Origin of the sequence: Burkholderia sp. Bp8998, assembly GCF_003854235.1 — a bacterium.
Taxonomy (GTDB): domain Bacteria; phylum Pseudomonadota; class Gammaproteobacteria; order Burkholderiales; family Burkholderiaceae; genus Burkholderia.
Genome location: NZ_QTQF01000048.1, coordinates 37,265 through 52,756, shown reverse-complemented (window position 1 = coordinate 52,756; position 15,492 = coordinate 37,265). Strand labels below are relative to the sequence as shown.

The following is a 15,492-nucleotide window of genomic DNA, read 5'->3' as shown; positions in this document are numbered from 1 at the left end:
CGCCCCCAGAAGCCTTCGTAATCCTGCTCGGCCTCGGCGGCCAGCGCCTGGTAGGCCGGCATGCCGGAAATGGTCGCGCGCTCGCGCGTGTCGGCCGGCGGCTCGAAGATGCGGCGCTCCTGAAGGATCGATACGAGGGCGGTCAAGATGGTCTCCATGGGAATCGTAGGGTGTGGCCTGACTGTCGAAACGCAACTTGCATGCCAATCGTGCGGGTATCGGGCCGGAGCGGTGTGTGTGCACGTTGCCGTGCGGCTCGGCGCATTCGATATGCACTACGGAGCATTGAGCGATCGGCCGCCCGGCGTTCCTGTCAGCCTGCGTGTTGCGTCGAAATGCAGCAGCGGGTGTTGCAGGCGTCAACACGGCGCACGATGCGCGGCATGCGCGCCGCGGCCCGGACGCCGTGCTAGGCGATGAACGACCGGAGCACGTCGAGCGCGTCGGACGCACGCAGGCGCGCGAGTGCCGACGCCTCGATCTGCCGCACGCGTTCCGCGGACAGGTTCAACTGGCGGCCGATGTCGCGCAGCGAGCAGCCTTCGTCCGAGTGCAGCCCGTAGCGCAGCCGCAGGACCATCGCCTCGCGTGGCGGCAGCCGGTCGATCGCGGCGGCGATCGTATTGCGCAACTGGGCGGCGCCGGCGGCCTCTTCGGGCGACGGCGACAGGTCCGGCGCGATGTCGGCGAACGTCATGTCGCCTTCTGGCGAGACCGGCAAGTCCGCCGACACCGGTTCCTTCACGATCGCCATCAGGTCGCGCACCTTGTCGACCGGCTCGCCCATGTGGACGGCCAGTTCGGCCGGCGTCGCGCTCGTGCCCGCGCGTTGCCGATGCTCGCGTGCGAGCCGCGTCAGCTTGTTCAGCGCGTCGACCGTATGCGTCGGCACGCGGATCGTGCGGCCGAGGTCGGCGAGCGCGTGCGTGATCGCCTGCCGGATCCACCAGGTCGCGTAGGTCGAGAACCGGAAGCCGCGCCGGTAGTCGTAGCGCTCGATGGCCTTCAACAGGCCGATGTTGCCTTCCTGGATCAGGTCGGCGAACGGCAGGCCGCGATCGGGATAGCGCTTCGCGATCGACACGACGAGCCGGAGGTTCGCGTCGAACAGTCCCGTCCTCGCCGGCTGCATCGCGCGTTCGATCGCACCGAGCCGTGCATCGAGCGACGCGGTCGCGGCGGGTGGCAGTTCCGACGCAAGAGCGCCGCGCACGATCGCGGCGCGTGCGTCGACGAACTCGGCCGCGCGCCGCGTCAGCGTCGGCCCGCTGGCCGGATGCGCGGCAATGCATGACGCGAGCCAGCCGGTGTGATCGTCGCCGGTCGACTGCGCGAACGACGGCGGGATGCCCACGTCGGCCAGCATCCGCGCCAGCCGGCCGCGCAGCGCGCGATGCCGGCGGGCGCGGCTGCGCAACGGTTCGCTCATCCGCTCGAGGGCGCGGGCGGACAGGCACAGCGTGCCGAGCAGCGCCGCGGCGTCGCGTACTTGCGCGCGATACGCGGCGGAAGCGGTGCCGCCGGACACCAGCGCCGCGCGCATGCCGTCCGCGAGTGCGTCGATGCGCGCGAGCCGCGCCACGACGGCGTCGCGCCAGGCCGAATCCTCCGGTGGCGTCGCGTTGTCGCGCGCGGGGTCGCTGGGGGAGGCGGGCGGGGCGTCCGCGTCGGCGTGATCGGCCGGTGGATCGTCGCGCGGGCCGTCGGCGAGAAAGATCACGTAGGTCGATGCGGCGGTCCGGCGTTCGGCGATCTCGGCGCGGACCGACACCAGCGCGTCGAGCGCATCGGGATCGCCGCACAACACCGCGACCGACGCCGCGCGGCCGCGCTCGATGCGCTGCGCGTACGCGAATTCCTCGTCGCGCGTGAGGAGCGGCGTCGTGCCCATCTCGCGCAGGTACAGCCGGACCGGGTCGGTCGTGCGCGGGGCGAGCAGGTCGGCCGCGGTGAGCGTGCCGGCACCGTCGACCCATGCACGCATGGGCGGCGCGGGCCGGAAGTAGCGGTCGAGCGTCCAGTCGCTCGCGGTGTCGGCGCTGTCGCACACCGCGATGCCGAGTTCGGCGAGCACCGCGGCGGCCGCATCGATGCCGCTGTCGCCCGCATCGTCGTCGGGCAGCGCGTCGATGATGTCGCCGCGCGTGACGAAGCCGCGTGCGAGCCCGGTCGAAATCAGCGCGGGGAGATGGGCGGCTGAGGATTGCGGCGCGTCGTCGTCGTGGCCGGCGACGGACGCCGACGCGTGCCGCGGTGCGGACCGCGCCGGCATCTCGTCGCGCGACGCGTCACGCGCGCCTGGCATACACGTTGCACCAGCCGTCCGCGGCAACCGACTTGCCGGCGAACATCGCACACGTGCCGGCGGCATCCGCCGCTTCGCCCTTGTAGAAGCGGCAGTTCGAGCAACGCTGGCCGGGCTGGTATTTCGGGAACTGCGCGGTATCGACGCTCGACGCGCGGGCGCGATAGCCGAGCGCCTTGGCCGCGGCGTCGTTCTCGTCGACGAGCGGCGGCGCTGCCAGCGCGGGGCGCGCCGCGGCCAGCGCCGCGCACAGTCCGATGGTCCGGACGATGAAGGTTCTGCGAGTCGTGGTGTGCATCACTGTCGTTTCCTGGTAAAGAAGAAATCGTGCAGGCGTGGGGCCCGGCATGCGCGGCCGGGCCGCAAGCCGGGTTACTGGCTGGCTTCCTTGTGCCCCGCGGGGCCGACGATGAGCGGCGCGGCCGATGCGCGCGCCGTATCGGCGGTCAGCTTGTCCTTGCTCGCGGCATAGCCGTTCGATGCGAGCAGGAACGCCATCAGGTCCGCATAGTCGTCGTCCTTCAGCTTGCCGGGCTGGTCCGCGGGCATGTTGGTCGCCATGTAGCCGAACACGCCGCCGATCGTCAGGTGCGAATGCGACAGTGGCGCGAACGACGGACCGCTCAGCGCGGGCGCGGTGTCGCCTTCGAGGTTGGCGCCGTGGCACTTGGCGCACGCATTGCCGTACAGCGTCTTGCCATGTTCGACCTGGGCCGCATCGAATGTCGGCGCGGCATCGCCGGTGTTCCCGGAAACCCGCATGAAGCCGCCGCCGGCCGGTACGCCGCGTGCGCGCAGCAGGCCGGCGCGCGACGGGCCGGCGGCCGCCATCGCCCCGTCGAGGAAGCGCGGTGTGGCGCGCGAATCGTGCGCTTCGAGCGCGCCGCCGGGCAGCGTCCACTTGCGGGTCAGCGCGGCGAGCCGGCCGTTGTTCTTCATCTGCGTGAGGGCCGCGTCGATACGCTGCTGCAGCGCGGCCGAGCGCGGCGCGAACGCAAACGTGAGCTGCCACTCCGCATACGGCGACGAGGTCGCGCCGATGCGGAACGCCTGTTTCGGATGCGCGGCCTGGTACGCGATGACCGCGGGATACCAGACGATCGCGCGATGCGCGCGGCCGCGTGCGACCGCGTCGACCGTTTGTTCGGACGTGTTCTCGAGATCGAAGCGCGCGTTCTTCTGCTGGACCGCGATCAGTTGCGCGGGGCTCGCGTAAGTGGCCGCGACGATTTCCCGGTCGGTCGTCGGCGTGCCGGCGTCGCGGCGCGTGACGCTCACGTAGCCCGAGCGCAGGTAGCCCTGCGAGAACAGCAGCTTCGTATCGGATGCGTCGGCGATGGCCGAACGCGGGAAGCCGGCGAGCACATCGCAATCGCGTTCAAGGATGCCGGCGAGCTCGTGCGCGGACACGCCGTCGTCGTCGCTGCCGCCCGCGTCGTGTGCGGAGAAGGTCGCGGCGATGCCGGCCGTGCGGAACACCTCGCGTGCGACGGCCTTGTCGAGCGCGGCCGTCGGCGTACCGGGCAGCGAGCAGACGCGCACTGGCGTCGCGGCCGTGGAGAGCGCCGGGGTCAGCGCCGTGCCTGCCGCGAGCGCACAGGCCGCGGCGAGGCGGGAAAGTCGGATGTTCATGATCGTTCGCCCGGTTGAAAAGGAGAAGGGGAGCGGCGCCCGCGCCGGCGGCGCGGGCGCAATGCGGGTGACCGGAACGCGATCAGCCGCGGTCGAGTGCGAACACGTACAGCGTGCCGCCGCGCGGCACGTCGTCCGCCGCCTTGGCCATCGGGCCGCCCCAGATCGGGTTCGCGCCGCCGTAGCCGGCGAGTACTGCTACGTACTCCTTGCCGTCGACTTCAAACACCGACGGCTGCGCGATGATCCCGCTCGCGAGCTTCGGGCTCTCCCACAGCACCTTGCCGGTCGACACGTCGAACGCGTACAGGTGACCGTCGAGCGAGCCGCTGAACGCGAGACCGCTCGCGGTCGTCGCGACGCCGCCGTTCCACGGCAGCTTGCTCCAGTGGCTCCACACCTTCTTGCCGGTGTTCACGTCGATCGCCTGCAGTTCGCCGTAGCCTTCGCTGCCGGGTTCGGGCTTGATCTCGAAGCCTTCGCCGAGATACGGCAGCCCTTCCATGTAGTTGACCGACTTGCCGGACAGGCTCATGCACGCATGCAGCGCCGGCACGATCGCGAGATGGCGCTCGGGGTCGTACGACACCGACCACCAGTTCTTGCCGCCGAGGAAGCTCGGGCACGTGTCGATCGTCGTGCCGACCTTCGGATACTTCGCGGGATCCTGGATCGGTGCGCCGTCTTCCGTGTAGCCGGTGACCGACGTCGCCTTCACGAACGGCTCCGCATAGATCAGCTTGCCGCTGTCGCGATCGATTGCGTGGAAGTAGCCGTTGCGGTCCGCGTGGATGATCGCGTCGTGTTCCTTGCCCTTGTACTTGATCGTCGCGAGCACCGGCGTGTTGACGCCGTCATAGTCCCAGGTGTCGTGCTTGGTGTACTGGTAGTGCCACTTGAGGTCGCCGTTCTTCGGATCCAGCGCGAGCAGCGAGTCGGAGTACAGATTGTCGCCCGGACGCAGGTCCGCGAGCCACGGCCCCGGGTTGCCGACGCCCCAGTACAGCGTGCGCGTCGCCGCGTCGTAGGTGCCGGTCAGCCAGGCCGGTGCGCCGCCGTGTGCCTGCATGCCGTCGGGCCAGGTATCGGCGTGCTTCTCGCCCTGGCCGGGGATCGTGAAGCGTTTCCACAGCAGCGAGCCGTCGTTCGGGCTGAGCGCCGCGATGAAGCCGCGCGCGCCGTATTCGCCGCCCGAGCTGCCGACCACGATCGCGCCGTCGAGCGCGAGCGGGGCGAGCGAGAACGCGTAGCCGAGCCCCGGTTCGAACATCTGCTTCTTCCACACGAGTGCGCCGGTCTGCGCATCGAGCGCGGCCACCTCGCCGCTCAGCATCGCGACGTAGACGTTCTTGCCGTACAGCGCGACGCCGCGGTTCACGACGTCGCAGCAGGCCGTCTTGAACGATTCCGCCCCGAGCTTCGGCTCGTATTTCCACAGCTGCGCGCCGGTGGCCGCGTCGAACGCGTACACGTTGTCCTTCGGCGTGGTCACGAACAGGTAGCGGCCGTTGACGATCGGCGTGGCCTCGAAACCCTGCTTCAGCTCGGCCGGAAACTTGTAGCTCCACGCCTGCGTGAGCTGCTTCACGTTCGACGCGTCGATCTGCTTGAGCGGCGAATGCGCCTGGCCGTTGTACGTGCGGTAGTAGGTGAGCCAGCCCGGATCGCGTTGCGCATCCGTGAGCCGCTGGTACGTGACGGCCGGATAGTCCGCGGCAGCGTCCACCAGGCCGGGATTCAAGGCGATCGCGGCCGCCGCCGCGATCCCGATCGTTGCCAGTCGGCTCGTCGAAGCCGAGAGTTTTTTCATGGTTGTCTCCTGAGTCATTGTGGTCGCACCGCGGCCAACACATGGCCGGGCCGGCAGGGTGGGGATCCGGGTCCAGTGCGCAGCCAGTCACGCAAATCGCATGCCATTGCGGCGCGCGCGTTGCCGCGCAAGGCGGAGCGGCGGATTGCGCGTGCCGGGGCGACGCGAGCGGCGCGGCGCGGGTGATCCGCGTGTGTTGCGTTCGGGGACAGCCGCGGCCGGAGTGTTGCGAAACATGACAGTGCCGTGCGCAGTCGGCGTATCGCGCACGCGATACGCGGCGCACGACGCATCGCGGCGGCCATATGCGAGTGCGTGCCTGTATGGATGAACGTGTGGCGGACGGAAGGCGATCGTCGACGACGGAGTGAATCGATCGCGCTGCTGCCCGATACGACAGACGCATGCGACGGACGGCGTGCCTTCGGCGGCGCGATCGATCCGAGCGGCGATCACGCACATGACGGCATGAACACCGTGCTGGTGATCCAAATTGACACAGGTGCAACAGGGGTGGCACGAACTGCAACAGATGTGCGGTCGCGTATCGATGCGTGGCGACTTCGATCGGCGGCCGGCCGGGCGTTGCACGCATCGGCATGCTTCTTGCCGTTCGAAGGGGCAACGTCTCCGCGCAGCGAGAAGCCGCCATGCCTGTCCTGATTTCGTCCGATGCCCGCCGCAGGTCCGACCGCCGCCGCGTGGTCGCGCTCGCGTACGGCATCGCGCCTGTCGGCCCGCATGCGGAGACGATCGAGATGTCGCACGCCGCGCGCACACGCGAACCGCTGCACGCCGTCGCGCTGGCGGTATTCGCCATCCATGCGGCCATCGTGGTCGCGCTGTGGCATGCACGGGTGCCCGATGTGCGTCTGACGCCGCCCCGTCCGCTATCCGTCGAAGTGGACACGAGCGAGTCCGCGCGGGTTGCCGAACACTACGTACAGCGCCGTACGGATGTCGCGACACCGATTCCGGCCGTGCATCGGCCTTCGCATTCGAACCGCGAAACGGCCATGCATCGAGAGATTCGGCCGGGTGTGACCACGCCTCGTCCGGTCGACCATGCAAGTCCTTCGCGCAAGCCCGCAGCCGCAGCCGCCGTGGCGCAACCGGACGGGGAAGGTCAGCGAACCGTGCCGGTACAGGAACCCGCACCGCCGGCCGCTGCACACGCATCGGCCGATACCGCGACGCTGCCCGCGCGTGCGACGCCGGTCACGCCATCGTCAACCGCACCCGAACCCGTCACCGCGCCGCGCCTCGCGGCGGCCTACCTGCGCAACCCCGCGCCCGATTACCCGGACGTCGCGCAGCGGCGCGGCTGGGAGGGCACCACGTTCCTGAACGTGCATGTGCTCGCGAACGGCCGGCCCGACCAAGTCCTGCTGTCGGCAAGCAGCGGACACGACGCGCTCGACGACGCGGCCGTCGCGGCGGTCACGGACTGGCGCTTCGTGCCGGCGAAACGCGGCACGGAATCGATCGACGGCTGGGTCAGGGTGCCGGTCGTGTTCAAACTCGGAAACCAGGGAATCCGTCATGGCTGATTACATTCACTACGCCGTCGTCGGTGCGTTCGCGCTCCTCGCGATGCTGTCGGCGCTCACCTGGACGCTGATCGTCGCCAAGGCGTTGCTGTACGCGCGCGTCGCGCTCGGCAACCGCCGCTTTGCCGCGCGCCGCGGCGATCGCGCGGCACTGTCGATGCCGACGGACGATGAGGCGGCCGCCAGCCTGAACGCGCGGCTGCAGCGCGCCGTATGTGTCGCGTTGCGCGACCTCGAGGCGCCCGAGCCGGGCGCACCGGCCACGCTGGTCGCGTGGGATCGCCGCGAGCTGCTCGAACGCACGCTGGCGCGCGCGATCCGGCGCGAGCAGCGGCCGCTCGAGCGCGGCCTCACCGCGCTCGCTTCGATCGCGAACGTCGCGCCGTTCGTCGGGCTGTTCGGCACCGTGTTCGGCATCGTCCACACGTTGCAGGCGATGACGGCGTCGCCCACGAACGGCATCGATGCGATCGCCGGGCCGATCGGCCAGGCGCTGGTCGCGACCGGCATCGGCATCGGCGTCGCGATTCCGGCGGTGCTGGCGTACAACCTGTTCCTGCGGCGTCTCAAGACCGTGACGGCCGGGCTCGACGAGTTCGGGCAGGACCTGATCGCGCTGGCCGAACAGCGGCGGTTCCGGATCGACGCGCCGGTGCATGCCGCGCTATCGGCGGCAAGCAATGCGGGCGGCGTGCGCCGGGCGGCCGTATGAAGACGGATGACCGTGAAGCCGACGCGGGCGAGCCGCTCGGCGAGATCAACGTGACGCCGCTCGTGGATGTCGTCCTCGTGTTGCTGGTGATTTTCATGGTCGCCGCGCCGCTGATGACGCACGCGATCCGCGTCGACCTGCCGAAGGCCGCCGCGCCGGCGCGCGACACGCGTGCATCGACCGTCATCGTGACCGTCGACGCGCACGGCGCGGTCCATGTCGACGGTGCACCCGCGACGCCGGGCGAGGTCGAAGCCGTGCTGGCACGCCGCGTTGCGCACGACCCGCGGACGAGCGTCAGCCTGCACGCGGACCGCAACGAATCGTTCGGTACCGTGGCCGGCGTCATCGCGTCGATCGGACGCGCGCGTGTCGCGCATGTCGCGATCGCGACGGCGGACGGCGATGCCGGGTCGGCGCCATGAAGCGATCGCCGTCAGCGGTGATGGCAGTCCATGAATCGCCATGTACAACGATATGACAGTGCCGAGACAAAAAAGAGGAGACCTGGGGATGAAGGAAACAGAAGGGGCGAGGCGCCGCTTCGTCGCCCGACGCGCGGGCGCCGCGCTGTGCGTCGGCGGCATGCTCGGCGGCTGGCTGACGCCGGCGTCGGCGCAGGGCGAACCGGCCGCCAACGTCGAGGCGCCGACGCTCGCACCGATCGTCGTCGTCGGCACGACGCCGCTGCTCGGGATCGGCACGCCGCTGTCGCGCGTGCCGGCCAACGTCCAGACGATTCGCGGCGAGGACATGGCGCGACAGCACGATAGCGTGTTGACGGATTACTTCGAGAAGAACGTGTCGAGCATCGACATCAGCGACGCACAGGGCAACCCGTACCAGACGGACGTGAACTACCGCGGCTTCACGGCGTCGCCGGTCGTCGGCACGCCGCAGGGGCTGTCGGTGTTCGTCGACGGCGTGCGCGTCAACGAGCCGTTCGGCGACGTCGTGAACTGGGATCTCATCCCGCAGGCGGCGATCGACACGATGCAGCTGATCCCCGGTTCGAATCCGACCTACGGGCTCAACACGCTGGGCGGCGCGCTCGCGATCACGACGAAGAACGGCAAGACGAGCCCGGGCGGCGCCGCGCAGGTATCGGTCGGCACGTGGGGGCGCAAGACCGCGCAGATCGAGCAGGGCGGACGCATCGGCAGCCACCTCGACTATTACGTGACGGGCAACGTAGCGAACGACAACGGCTGGGCCGATCACAACGGCAGCCGCGTGCGGCAGGGGTTCGGCAAGCTGCGCTACACGGACGCCGATACGACGCTGTCGATCTCGGCCGGCGGCGCGGACAATGCGCTGCAAGGCTCGCAGACGATTCCGCGCTCGTTTCTCGACAATCGTGCACAGGCCTATACCTATCCGGACCTGAATCGCAACAGCGCCGCATACGTCACCGTGTCGGGCGACCATTCGTTCAACGATCACGTGCAGCTCAGCGGCAGCGTCTATTACCGGCACTACCGCAACACCAACATCAGCAGCAACGTGAACGACGATTTCGGCAGCGTCGACGCCAGCGGCGCCCCCGACACCGTGCAGGCGACCAACGACCGCTCGGTGATCACGACCGACAGCTATGGCGCGAACCTGCAGCTGACGCTGCTCGGCAAGCTGGCCGGCATGGAGAATCAGTTCGTCGTGGGCGCGTCCGCCGACCTCGCGAACTCGACTTTCGATCAGTCGTCACAGGATGCGATGTTCACGGATACGCGCGCGACGATCGGTATCGGCGACTTCACGCAGAAGACGCGCGCGAAGACGCGCAACGCGAACTACGGCGTCTATTTCGACGACACGCTGGCGCTCACGCGGCAATGGTCGCTGACGCTGGCCGGGCGCTACAACGCGTCGCGGGCGGCGATCGAGGACGTGAGCGGCCAGCAGCCGTTGCTCACCGCGCGTCATAGGTTCTCGCGGTTCAACCCGGCCGTCGGCGTCACGTGGAATCCGGTACCGGGCTTCACCGCCTATGCGACGTACAACGAGGGGATGCGCTCGCCGACCGCGATCGAGCTCGCGTGCGCCGATCCGGCCGCACCGTGCTCGTTGCCGAACGACTTTCTCGCCGATCCGGCGCTGAAGCCGGTGATCGCGAAGACGATCGAGCTGGGCGCGCGCGGCCGGGTGGGCCACGCGACGACGTGGAGTGCGGCCGTCTACGACACGACGCTCGACGACGACATCCAGTTCATCAGCAGCAACGGCGGCGCGAGCACGCTCGGCTATTTCCAGAACGTCGGCAAGACGCGCCGGCAAGGCTTCGAACTCGCGGGCCATACACGGCTGGGGCTGGTCGGGATCGGCATCAGCTACAGCTATGTCGACGCCACTTATCGCTCGACATGGACCGAAAGCAGCGCGAGCAATTCGAGCGCCGATGCGCACGGCAACATCGTCGTCCACGCCGGCGACCGCATTCCCGGGATTCCGTCGAGCACCGTGAAACTGCGGCTCGACTATGCGGCGACGCCGAAATGGAACGTCGGCACCAACATCACGTATCGCAGCGGTGTGTTCGCGCGCGGCGACGAGAACAACCAGGACGTGAACGGCAAGGTGCCCGGCTATTTCCTGATCGACCTCGACACGACCTGGCAGGTCACGAAGCACCTGCAACTGTTCGCGTCGGTCACCAACCTGCTCGACAAGCGCGACGCGAGCTTCGGGATGATCGGCCGGAACTTCTTCAACGGTCCGAATCATTCGTTCGACGGTCTCAACCCCGTCAACGAGCAGTTCGTCGGGCCGGGCGCACCGCGCGGCGCGTGGATCGGTGCGCGCTATGCGTGGGACTGAGCGGGCGACCCTGCGGGCGGTGGCGCGTCTGCCGTGACGGTCAGCATCTCGCGCACCGCGCGCGCGACGCCACGTGCGAGCGCATCGTCGCTCGTGAGATGCCCGGCCGGCACGCGCTCGACGATGGCGGCCGGCACCGCGCGCGCGAGTCGATCCACGTTGTCGACCGGGCACACGCGGTCGCGCGTGCCGTGCACGGCATGCAGCGGCACGCCGGCTTGCGCGGCCTGTCGGGCCAGCGCCAGCAACCGGCGCTCGCCGAGCCAGCAATTGCGTTGCAGGTAGTGCGCCTGGATCCGGTATTTGTCGATCAGCCGGTCGACGGCCGGTTGTGTCGGCCGCATGCCGCGCGCCGGCCGACCGGTGAGGATCGCGTCTTCATACGCGGTCCACGCGAGCGCGACCGCGCGCTGCCGTGCCGCGCCGGCGCCCGGCTGGAGGCGCCGCGCGCAGCAGGCGATCAGGCGATCGGCGCGCGCGGTGCCGGCGGCGGCCGTCAGGCGCTGCCAGGCCCGCGGCGCCCGTGCGCGTGCGCCGACGAACAGGCCGCGCACTTCGCGCGACGACGTGAGGAACAAGCCGCGCAGCACGACGCCGGTGACGCGCGACGGATGCTGCCCCGCGTAGGCGAGCGCGAGCGCCGCGCCCCACGACCCGCCGACGACGCCCCAGCGTGCGATGCCGAGCTGTACACGCAGCGCGTCGAGATCGCCGATCAGCCGCATCGTGTTGTTGTGACGCAGGCCGCCGCGCGGCGTCGATGCGCCCGCGCCGCGCTGGTCGACCAGCACGACGCGCGTGCGCGTCAGGTCGAACAGGCGCAGCACCGCCGGCCGGCTGCCGCTGCCGGGTCCGCCGTGCAGCACGACGACGGGCTGGCCGAGCGGATTGCCGGCTTCCGTCCACGCGATCCGGCATGCGTCGCGGGACAGGGTGGACCGGGGGACGGAGGCGGAGCGGAGCAGTCGGTGCGTCATGTCGTCGAAGGTTTCGGGAGCGGGGTAACGGCCGGGAGCCGCGGAAATCACGAACGGACCGGGGCTTGATCCACGTCAAAGCCAGAATCGCGCCAGCGACCACGATCGGGATCGACCGGGGAGCGGCGGCGGGCGGAATCGCGATATCACGTCTGCGGTCGTCGTCGCACCGCAAGCAATCGACGATTTCTTGCATTCAGCTTTCGGTCGGCATCGGCGCAACGACGCCCGGCAATCGGTGCGAGCGTTGCCCGCAGCGTGGCCCGAAGTTTGCTTGATCCAGCACAAAGAGTCCGGCACCGACCGGAAGGATCCCCGGAGGAGACAATGCGCGATGACGTTCATCTGACGGCCAACGCACGGGCCACGCATGCGCCCGGCTGGCCGACGCCGACGATCCAGAAGTCCCATGAGCGGTCCGAGACGTTCGGCCTGCAGGCGTCGGCACGTCCCGACTACGACCTGCTGTCCGGCGCCGCGCTGGCGCTCAAGCGCGAGCAGAACCGCGTGCTGTGCGTGCATGCGATGCCCGTGATGGAGACGCTGCACGAGCAGATCGTCAATACGCAGAGCATGATCGTGCTGACCGATGCGGAAGGGTTGATCCTGCATTCGATCGGCGACGACGACTTCCTGCGGCGCGCGGAACGGGTCGCGCTGCGCCCGGGCGCGAACTGGGCGGAGAGCCGGCAGGGCACCAACGCGATCGGCACCGCGCTCGCGGAGCTGTGCCCGATGGTCGTCCACGGCGACCAGCACTTCCTGGCCGCGAACCATTTCCTGACCTGCTCGAGCGTGCCGATTCTCGATCCGTACGGCGACGCGATCGGCGTGCTCGACGTGACGGGCGACCACCGCAGCTATCACCAGCACACGATGGCGCTCGCGAAGATGTCGGTGCAGATGATCGAGAACCACCTGTTCACGACGACCTTCCAGGAGACGCTGCAGGTGTCGTTCCACGGCCGCCCCGAATTCCTCGGCACGTTGATGGAAGGGATCGTCGCGTTCACCGCGGACGGCCGCTTCCTGTCGGCCAACCGCAGCGCGCAGTTCCAGCTCGGGATGCCGCTCGCCGCGCTGCGTGCGCATACGCTCGCGTCGCTGTTCGACGTGACGAGCGCGCAGTTGATCGACCGGATGCGCGCGAGCACCGAGCCGCACGTGTCGCTGAACCTCGGCAACGGCGCGGTCGTCTGCGCGCGCGTGCAGTTCCGGCGCGCGTTGCGGGAGGAGGGCAGCCGGCCGGCCGACGTGCACGACGGCGCGGTGCCGGCCGCGCGGCCGAGCGCCGCGCAGAACGTGGCGTGCCTGTCGCGCCTCAGCTATCTCGACACCGGCGATCCGCAGGTCGCGGCGGTGATCGCGAAGGTCCGCAAGGTGATCGGCAAGGACATTCCGGTGCTGATCACCGGCGAGACCGGAACCGGCAAGGAACTGCTCGCGCAGGCGATCCACAACGACTCGCCGCGCCGCGACGGGCCGTTCGTCGCGGTCAACTGCGCGTCGATTCCGGAGACGCTGATCGAGTCGGAGCTGTTCGGCTATGAGGAGGGCGCGTTTACCGGTGCACGCCGCAAGGGCGCGACCGGCAAGCTGCTGCAGGCCAACGGCGGCACGCTGTTTCTCGACGAAATCGGCGACATGCCGTATCCGCTGCAGGTGCGGCTGCTGCGCGTGCTGCAGGAGCGCGTCGTCAATCCGCTCGGCTCGACGAAGGCGATCGGCGTCGATATCGCGATCATCTGCGCGACGCACCGCGACCTGCGCGACATGATCGCGCAGAACCGCTTTCGCGAGGACCTGTACTACCGGCTCAACGGCCTCGTCGTGCGCCTGCCGCCGCTGCGCGACCGCACGGACCTCGCGGTGGTCGTCCAGAAGATGCTGCAGCGGGAGACGCTGTCGGGGCCCGGGCGCCGGCCGTTGTGCGTCGCGCCCGACGTGATGGCGCTGTTCGAGCGCTGCGCGTGGCCGGGCAATTTCCGGCAGCTCGCGAACCTGCTGCGCACCGCGGCCGCGATGGTCGACGACGACTGCGAGATCCGCTGCGAGCATTTGCCGGACGATTTCTTCGACGACGTGCGGCGCGACGGCGGACCGGCCGCGCAGGGCGCCTGTGCGCCGCCGCCGCTCCCCTCGGAAGCGCCCGCGTTCGCGAGCGCGGCCGGCGATGCGCGGCTGCAGGACGTGGCCGCATCCGCGATCGCGGCCGCGCTCGCGCGTCACGGCGGCAACGTGTCGGCCGCCGCACGCGCGCTCGGCGTGTCGCGCAACACGATCTACCGCAAGATGCCGGCCGCCGGGCCGGATGCGCTGGAGCCGGACGAACGCTGACGGAAGCCGCGACTGTCACACGGGTGTGTCAGGTTGCAACACCCGGTGTTCAGGGATTCAACACGTGTTCAACCGACCGCGCATGCCGCGAGCCTTCTATGAAAGGCGCATGAAATATTGAAGAATTGAAATCGTAATAATCCCGGTGTCGTGACCAACCGGCGGCTGCCGCATGTCTTCGCACGCCGCCGCACGACGCAAATCCCGCCCCGGCACGCTCCTTGCTGAATGGGTATCGGCCGCTCGATCGACGCGGTTTTTTCGACTCACCTACTCAATCAGGAGACACATCATGCAATGGACCACCCCGGCTTATACCGACCTGCGTTTCGGCTTCGAAATCACGATGTACATCGCCAACCGCTGATCGACGCGCGCAGTGCCGCCCGTGTCGACGGACACGATGCGGGCGGCATCGGGAGCATACGCAGATGAAGATCAAGATACTCGGCTCGGGCGCCGGCGGCGGACTGCCGCAATGGAACTGCAACTGCGGCAACTGCCGTCGCGCGCGGGCCGGCACCGACGGCATCGTGCCACGCACGCAATCGTCGATCGCGGTCAGCGGCGACGGCGTCGACTGGGTGCTGGTGAACGCGTCGCCGGACATCCTCGCGCAGCTGCGCGCCGCCCCCGACCTGCAGCCGGCCCGCGCGATCCGCGACAGCGCGATCGCGGCCGTCGTGCTGTGCGACGCGCAGATCGATCACGTGACGGGCCTGCTGATGCTGCGCGAGCGCACGTCGCCGCTGCCGCTGTACGCGAGCGCGCCGGTGCTCGACGACCTGTCGACCGGGCTGCCGCTCGTACCGCTGCTCGGCCACTACTGCGGCGTCGATGTCCACCCGATCGCGCCGGGCGAGCCGTTCGCGATTCCGGGCGCCGGCGGCATTCGCTTCACCGCCGTGCCGGTCGACAGCAAGCCGCCGCCTTATTCGCCGCGCCGGGAGGCAAGCGTGCCGGGCGACAACATCGCACTCCTGATCGAGGACACGACGAGCGGCCGGCACGCGTTCTACGCGCCGGGGCTCGCCGATGTCGACGACGGCGTGCGCGCCGCGATGCGCGACGCCGATCTCGTGCTGGTGGACGGCACGTTCTGGACCGGCACGGAGATGATCGACCTCGGCCTGTCGTCGAAGCACGCGGTCGACATGGGGCACCTCGCGCAGCGCGGCGACGCGGCGCGGCCGGGGATGATCGACCGGCTACGGCTGCTGCCGGCGCATACGCGCAAGGTCCTCACGCACATCAACAACACGAATCCGATTCTCGACCCGGGTTCCGCGCAACGTGCGCAGTTGCACGAGCACGGCATCGAGGTCGCCCACGACGGCATGCAATTCGAGGTTTGA

The 15,492-nt window shown here is 69.4% G+C and carries 12 protein-coding genes; 7 read left to right on the top strand and 5 right to left on the bottom strand.

The genetic code is table 11. The features are described from left to right. Positions 1–409: 409 nt before the first annotated feature. The 4 genes from DIE06_RS32730 to DIE06_RS32715 all read right to left on the bottom strand — a co-directional run bounded on the left by DIE06_RS32730 (position 410) and on the right by DIE06_RS32715 (position 5,747). Positions 410–2,272: a sigma-70 family RNA polymerase sigma factor gene (locus tag DIE06_RS32730; RefSeq protein ID WP_124664985.1), complete on the bottom strand. Its 1,863-nt coding sequence runs from the start codon at positions 2,270–2,272 to the stop codon at positions 410–412. A gap of 16 nt (positions 2,273–2,288) precedes the next feature. After that, positions 2,289–2,603 carry a high-potential iron-sulfur protein gene (locus DIE06_RS32725; protein ID WP_124664981.1) on the bottom strand — a complete coding sequence of 105 codons (315 nt, stop codon included), beginning with the start codon at positions 2,601–2,603 and terminating at the stop codon, positions 2,289–2,291. Between the two features lie 74 nt (positions 2,604–2,677). Beyond that, entirely contained in the window at positions 2,678–3,937 is a 1,260-nt protein-coding gene (locus DIE06_RS32720; protein ID WP_124664980.1) for a c-type cytochrome, read from the bottom strand. Between the two features lie 82 nt (positions 3,938–4,019). Further along, positions 4,020–5,747 (bottom strand): methanol/ethanol family PQQ-dependent dehydrogenase, encoded by a 1,728-nt coding sequence (locus DIE06_RS32715; protein ID WP_124664979.1) that lies wholly within the window; start codon positions 5,745–5,747, stop codon positions 4,020–4,022. A gap of 650 nt (positions 5,748–6,397) precedes the next feature. Between DIE06_RS32715 and DIE06_RS39265 the strand changes: the two genes are divergently transcribed. The 4 genes from DIE06_RS39265 to DIE06_RS32695 all read left to right on the top strand — a co-directional run bounded on the left by DIE06_RS39265 (position 6,398) and on the right by DIE06_RS32695 (position 10,823). Further along, positions 6,398–7,297 (top strand): energy transducer TonB, encoded by a 900-nt coding sequence (locus DIE06_RS39265; RefSeq protein WP_260433851.1) that lies wholly within the window; start codon positions 6,398–6,400, stop codon positions 7,295–7,297. Continuing rightward, on the top strand, positions 7,290–8,009 hold the full coding sequence (locus DIE06_RS32705) for a MotA/TolQ/ExbB proton channel family protein (RefSeq protein WP_124664978.1): 720 nt from the start codon (positions 7,290–7,292) through the stop codon (positions 8,007–8,009). Before DIE06_RS39265 ends, DIE06_RS32705 begins: the two co-directional genes overlap by 8 nt. After that, positions 8,006–8,434, top strand: coding sequence for a biopolymer transporter ExbD (locus DIE06_RS32700; protein ID WP_124664977.1), 429 nt, complete (start codon positions 8,006–8,008; stop codon positions 8,432–8,434). Before DIE06_RS32705 ends, DIE06_RS32700 begins: the two co-directional genes overlap by 4 nt. An 88-nt stretch (positions 8,435–8,522) precedes the next feature. Then, positions 8,523–10,823 (top strand): TonB-dependent receptor, encoded by a 2,301-nt coding sequence (locus DIE06_RS32695; RefSeq protein ID WP_124664976.1) that lies wholly within the window; start codon positions 8,523–8,525, stop codon positions 10,821–10,823. Here DIE06_RS32695 and DIE06_RS32690 read toward each other — a convergent pair. Beyond that, the gene (locus DIE06_RS32690; protein ID WP_124664975.1) at positions 10,808–11,800 is read right to left on the bottom strand and encodes an alpha/beta fold hydrolase; all 993 of its coding nucleotides are present in this window, start codon (positions 11,798–11,800) and stop codon (positions 10,808–10,810) included. The genes DIE06_RS32695 and DIE06_RS32690 overlap by 16 nt on opposite strands. A gap of 327 nt (positions 11,801–12,127) precedes the next feature. Between DIE06_RS32690 and DIE06_RS32685 the strand changes: the two genes are divergently transcribed. The 3 genes from DIE06_RS32685 to pqqB all read left to right on the top strand — a co-directional run bounded on the left by DIE06_RS32685 (position 12,128) and on the right by pqqB (position 15,492). Continuing rightward, positions 12,128–14,137 (top strand): sigma-54-dependent Fis family transcriptional regulator, encoded by a 2,010-nt coding sequence (locus DIE06_RS32685; RefSeq protein ID WP_124664974.1) that lies wholly within the window; start codon positions 12,128–12,130, stop codon positions 14,135–14,137. Positions 14,138–14,429: 292 nt separating this feature from the next. After that, on the top strand, positions 14,430–14,504 hold the full coding sequence (gene pqqA, locus DIE06_RS32680; RefSeq protein ID WP_006410019.1) for a pyrroloquinoline quinone precursor peptide PqqA: 75 nt from the start codon (positions 14,430–14,432) through the stop codon (positions 14,502–14,504). A gap of 64 nt (positions 14,505–14,568) precedes the next feature. After that, positions 14,569–15,492, top strand: a complete 924-nt coding sequence (gene pqqB / locus DIE06_RS32675) for a pyrroloquinoline quinone biosynthesis protein PqqB (protein ID WP_124664973.1) — start codon at positions 14,569–14,571, stop codon at positions 15,490–15,492.

Excerpts from the sequence above, each read along its gene's own strand:
- DIE06_RS32705 (WP_124664978.1), top strand. The coding sequence starts at position 7,290 with ATGGCTGATTACATTCACTACGCCGTCGTCGGTGCGTTCGCGCTCCTC.
- DIE06_RS32720 (WP_124664980.1), bottom strand. The coding sequence starts at position 3,937 with ATGAACATCCGACTTTCCCGCCTCGCCGCGGCCTGTGCGCTCGCGGCA.
- DIE06_RS32730 (WP_124664985.1), bottom strand. The coding sequence starts at position 2,272 with ATGCCGGCGCGGTCCGCACCGCGGCACGCGTCGGCGTCCGTCGCCGGC.
- DIE06_RS32725 (WP_124664981.1), bottom strand. The coding sequence starts at position 2,603 with ATGCACACCACGACTCGCAGAACCTTCATCGTCCGGACCATCGGACTG.
- DIE06_RS32715 (WP_124664979.1), bottom strand. The coding sequence starts at position 5,747 with ATGAAAAAACTCTCGGCTTCGACGAGCCGACTGGCAACGATCGGGATC.
- pqqB (WP_124664973.1), top strand. The coding sequence starts at position 14,569 with ATGAAGATCAAGATACTCGGCTCGGGCGCCGGCGGCGGACTGCCGCAA.
- DIE06_RS32690 (WP_124664975.1), bottom strand. The coding sequence starts at position 11,800 with ATGACGCACCGACTGCTCCGCTCCGCCTCCGTCCCCCGGTCCACCCTG.
- DIE06_RS32700 (WP_124664977.1), top strand. The coding sequence starts at position 8,006 with ATGAAGACGGATGACCGTGAAGCCGACGCGGGCGAGCCGCTCGGCGAG.
- DIE06_RS32695 (WP_124664976.1), top strand. The coding sequence starts at position 8,523 with ATGAAGGAAACAGAAGGGGCGAGGCGCCGCTTCGTCGCCCGACGCGCG.
- DIE06_RS39265 (WP_260433851.1), top strand. The coding sequence starts at position 6,398 with ATGCCTGTCCTGATTTCGTCCGATGCCCGCCGCAGGTCCGACCGCCGC.
- DIE06_RS32685 (WP_124664974.1), top strand. The coding sequence starts at position 12,128 with ATGCGCGATGACGTTCATCTGACGGCCAACGCACGGGCCACGCATGCG.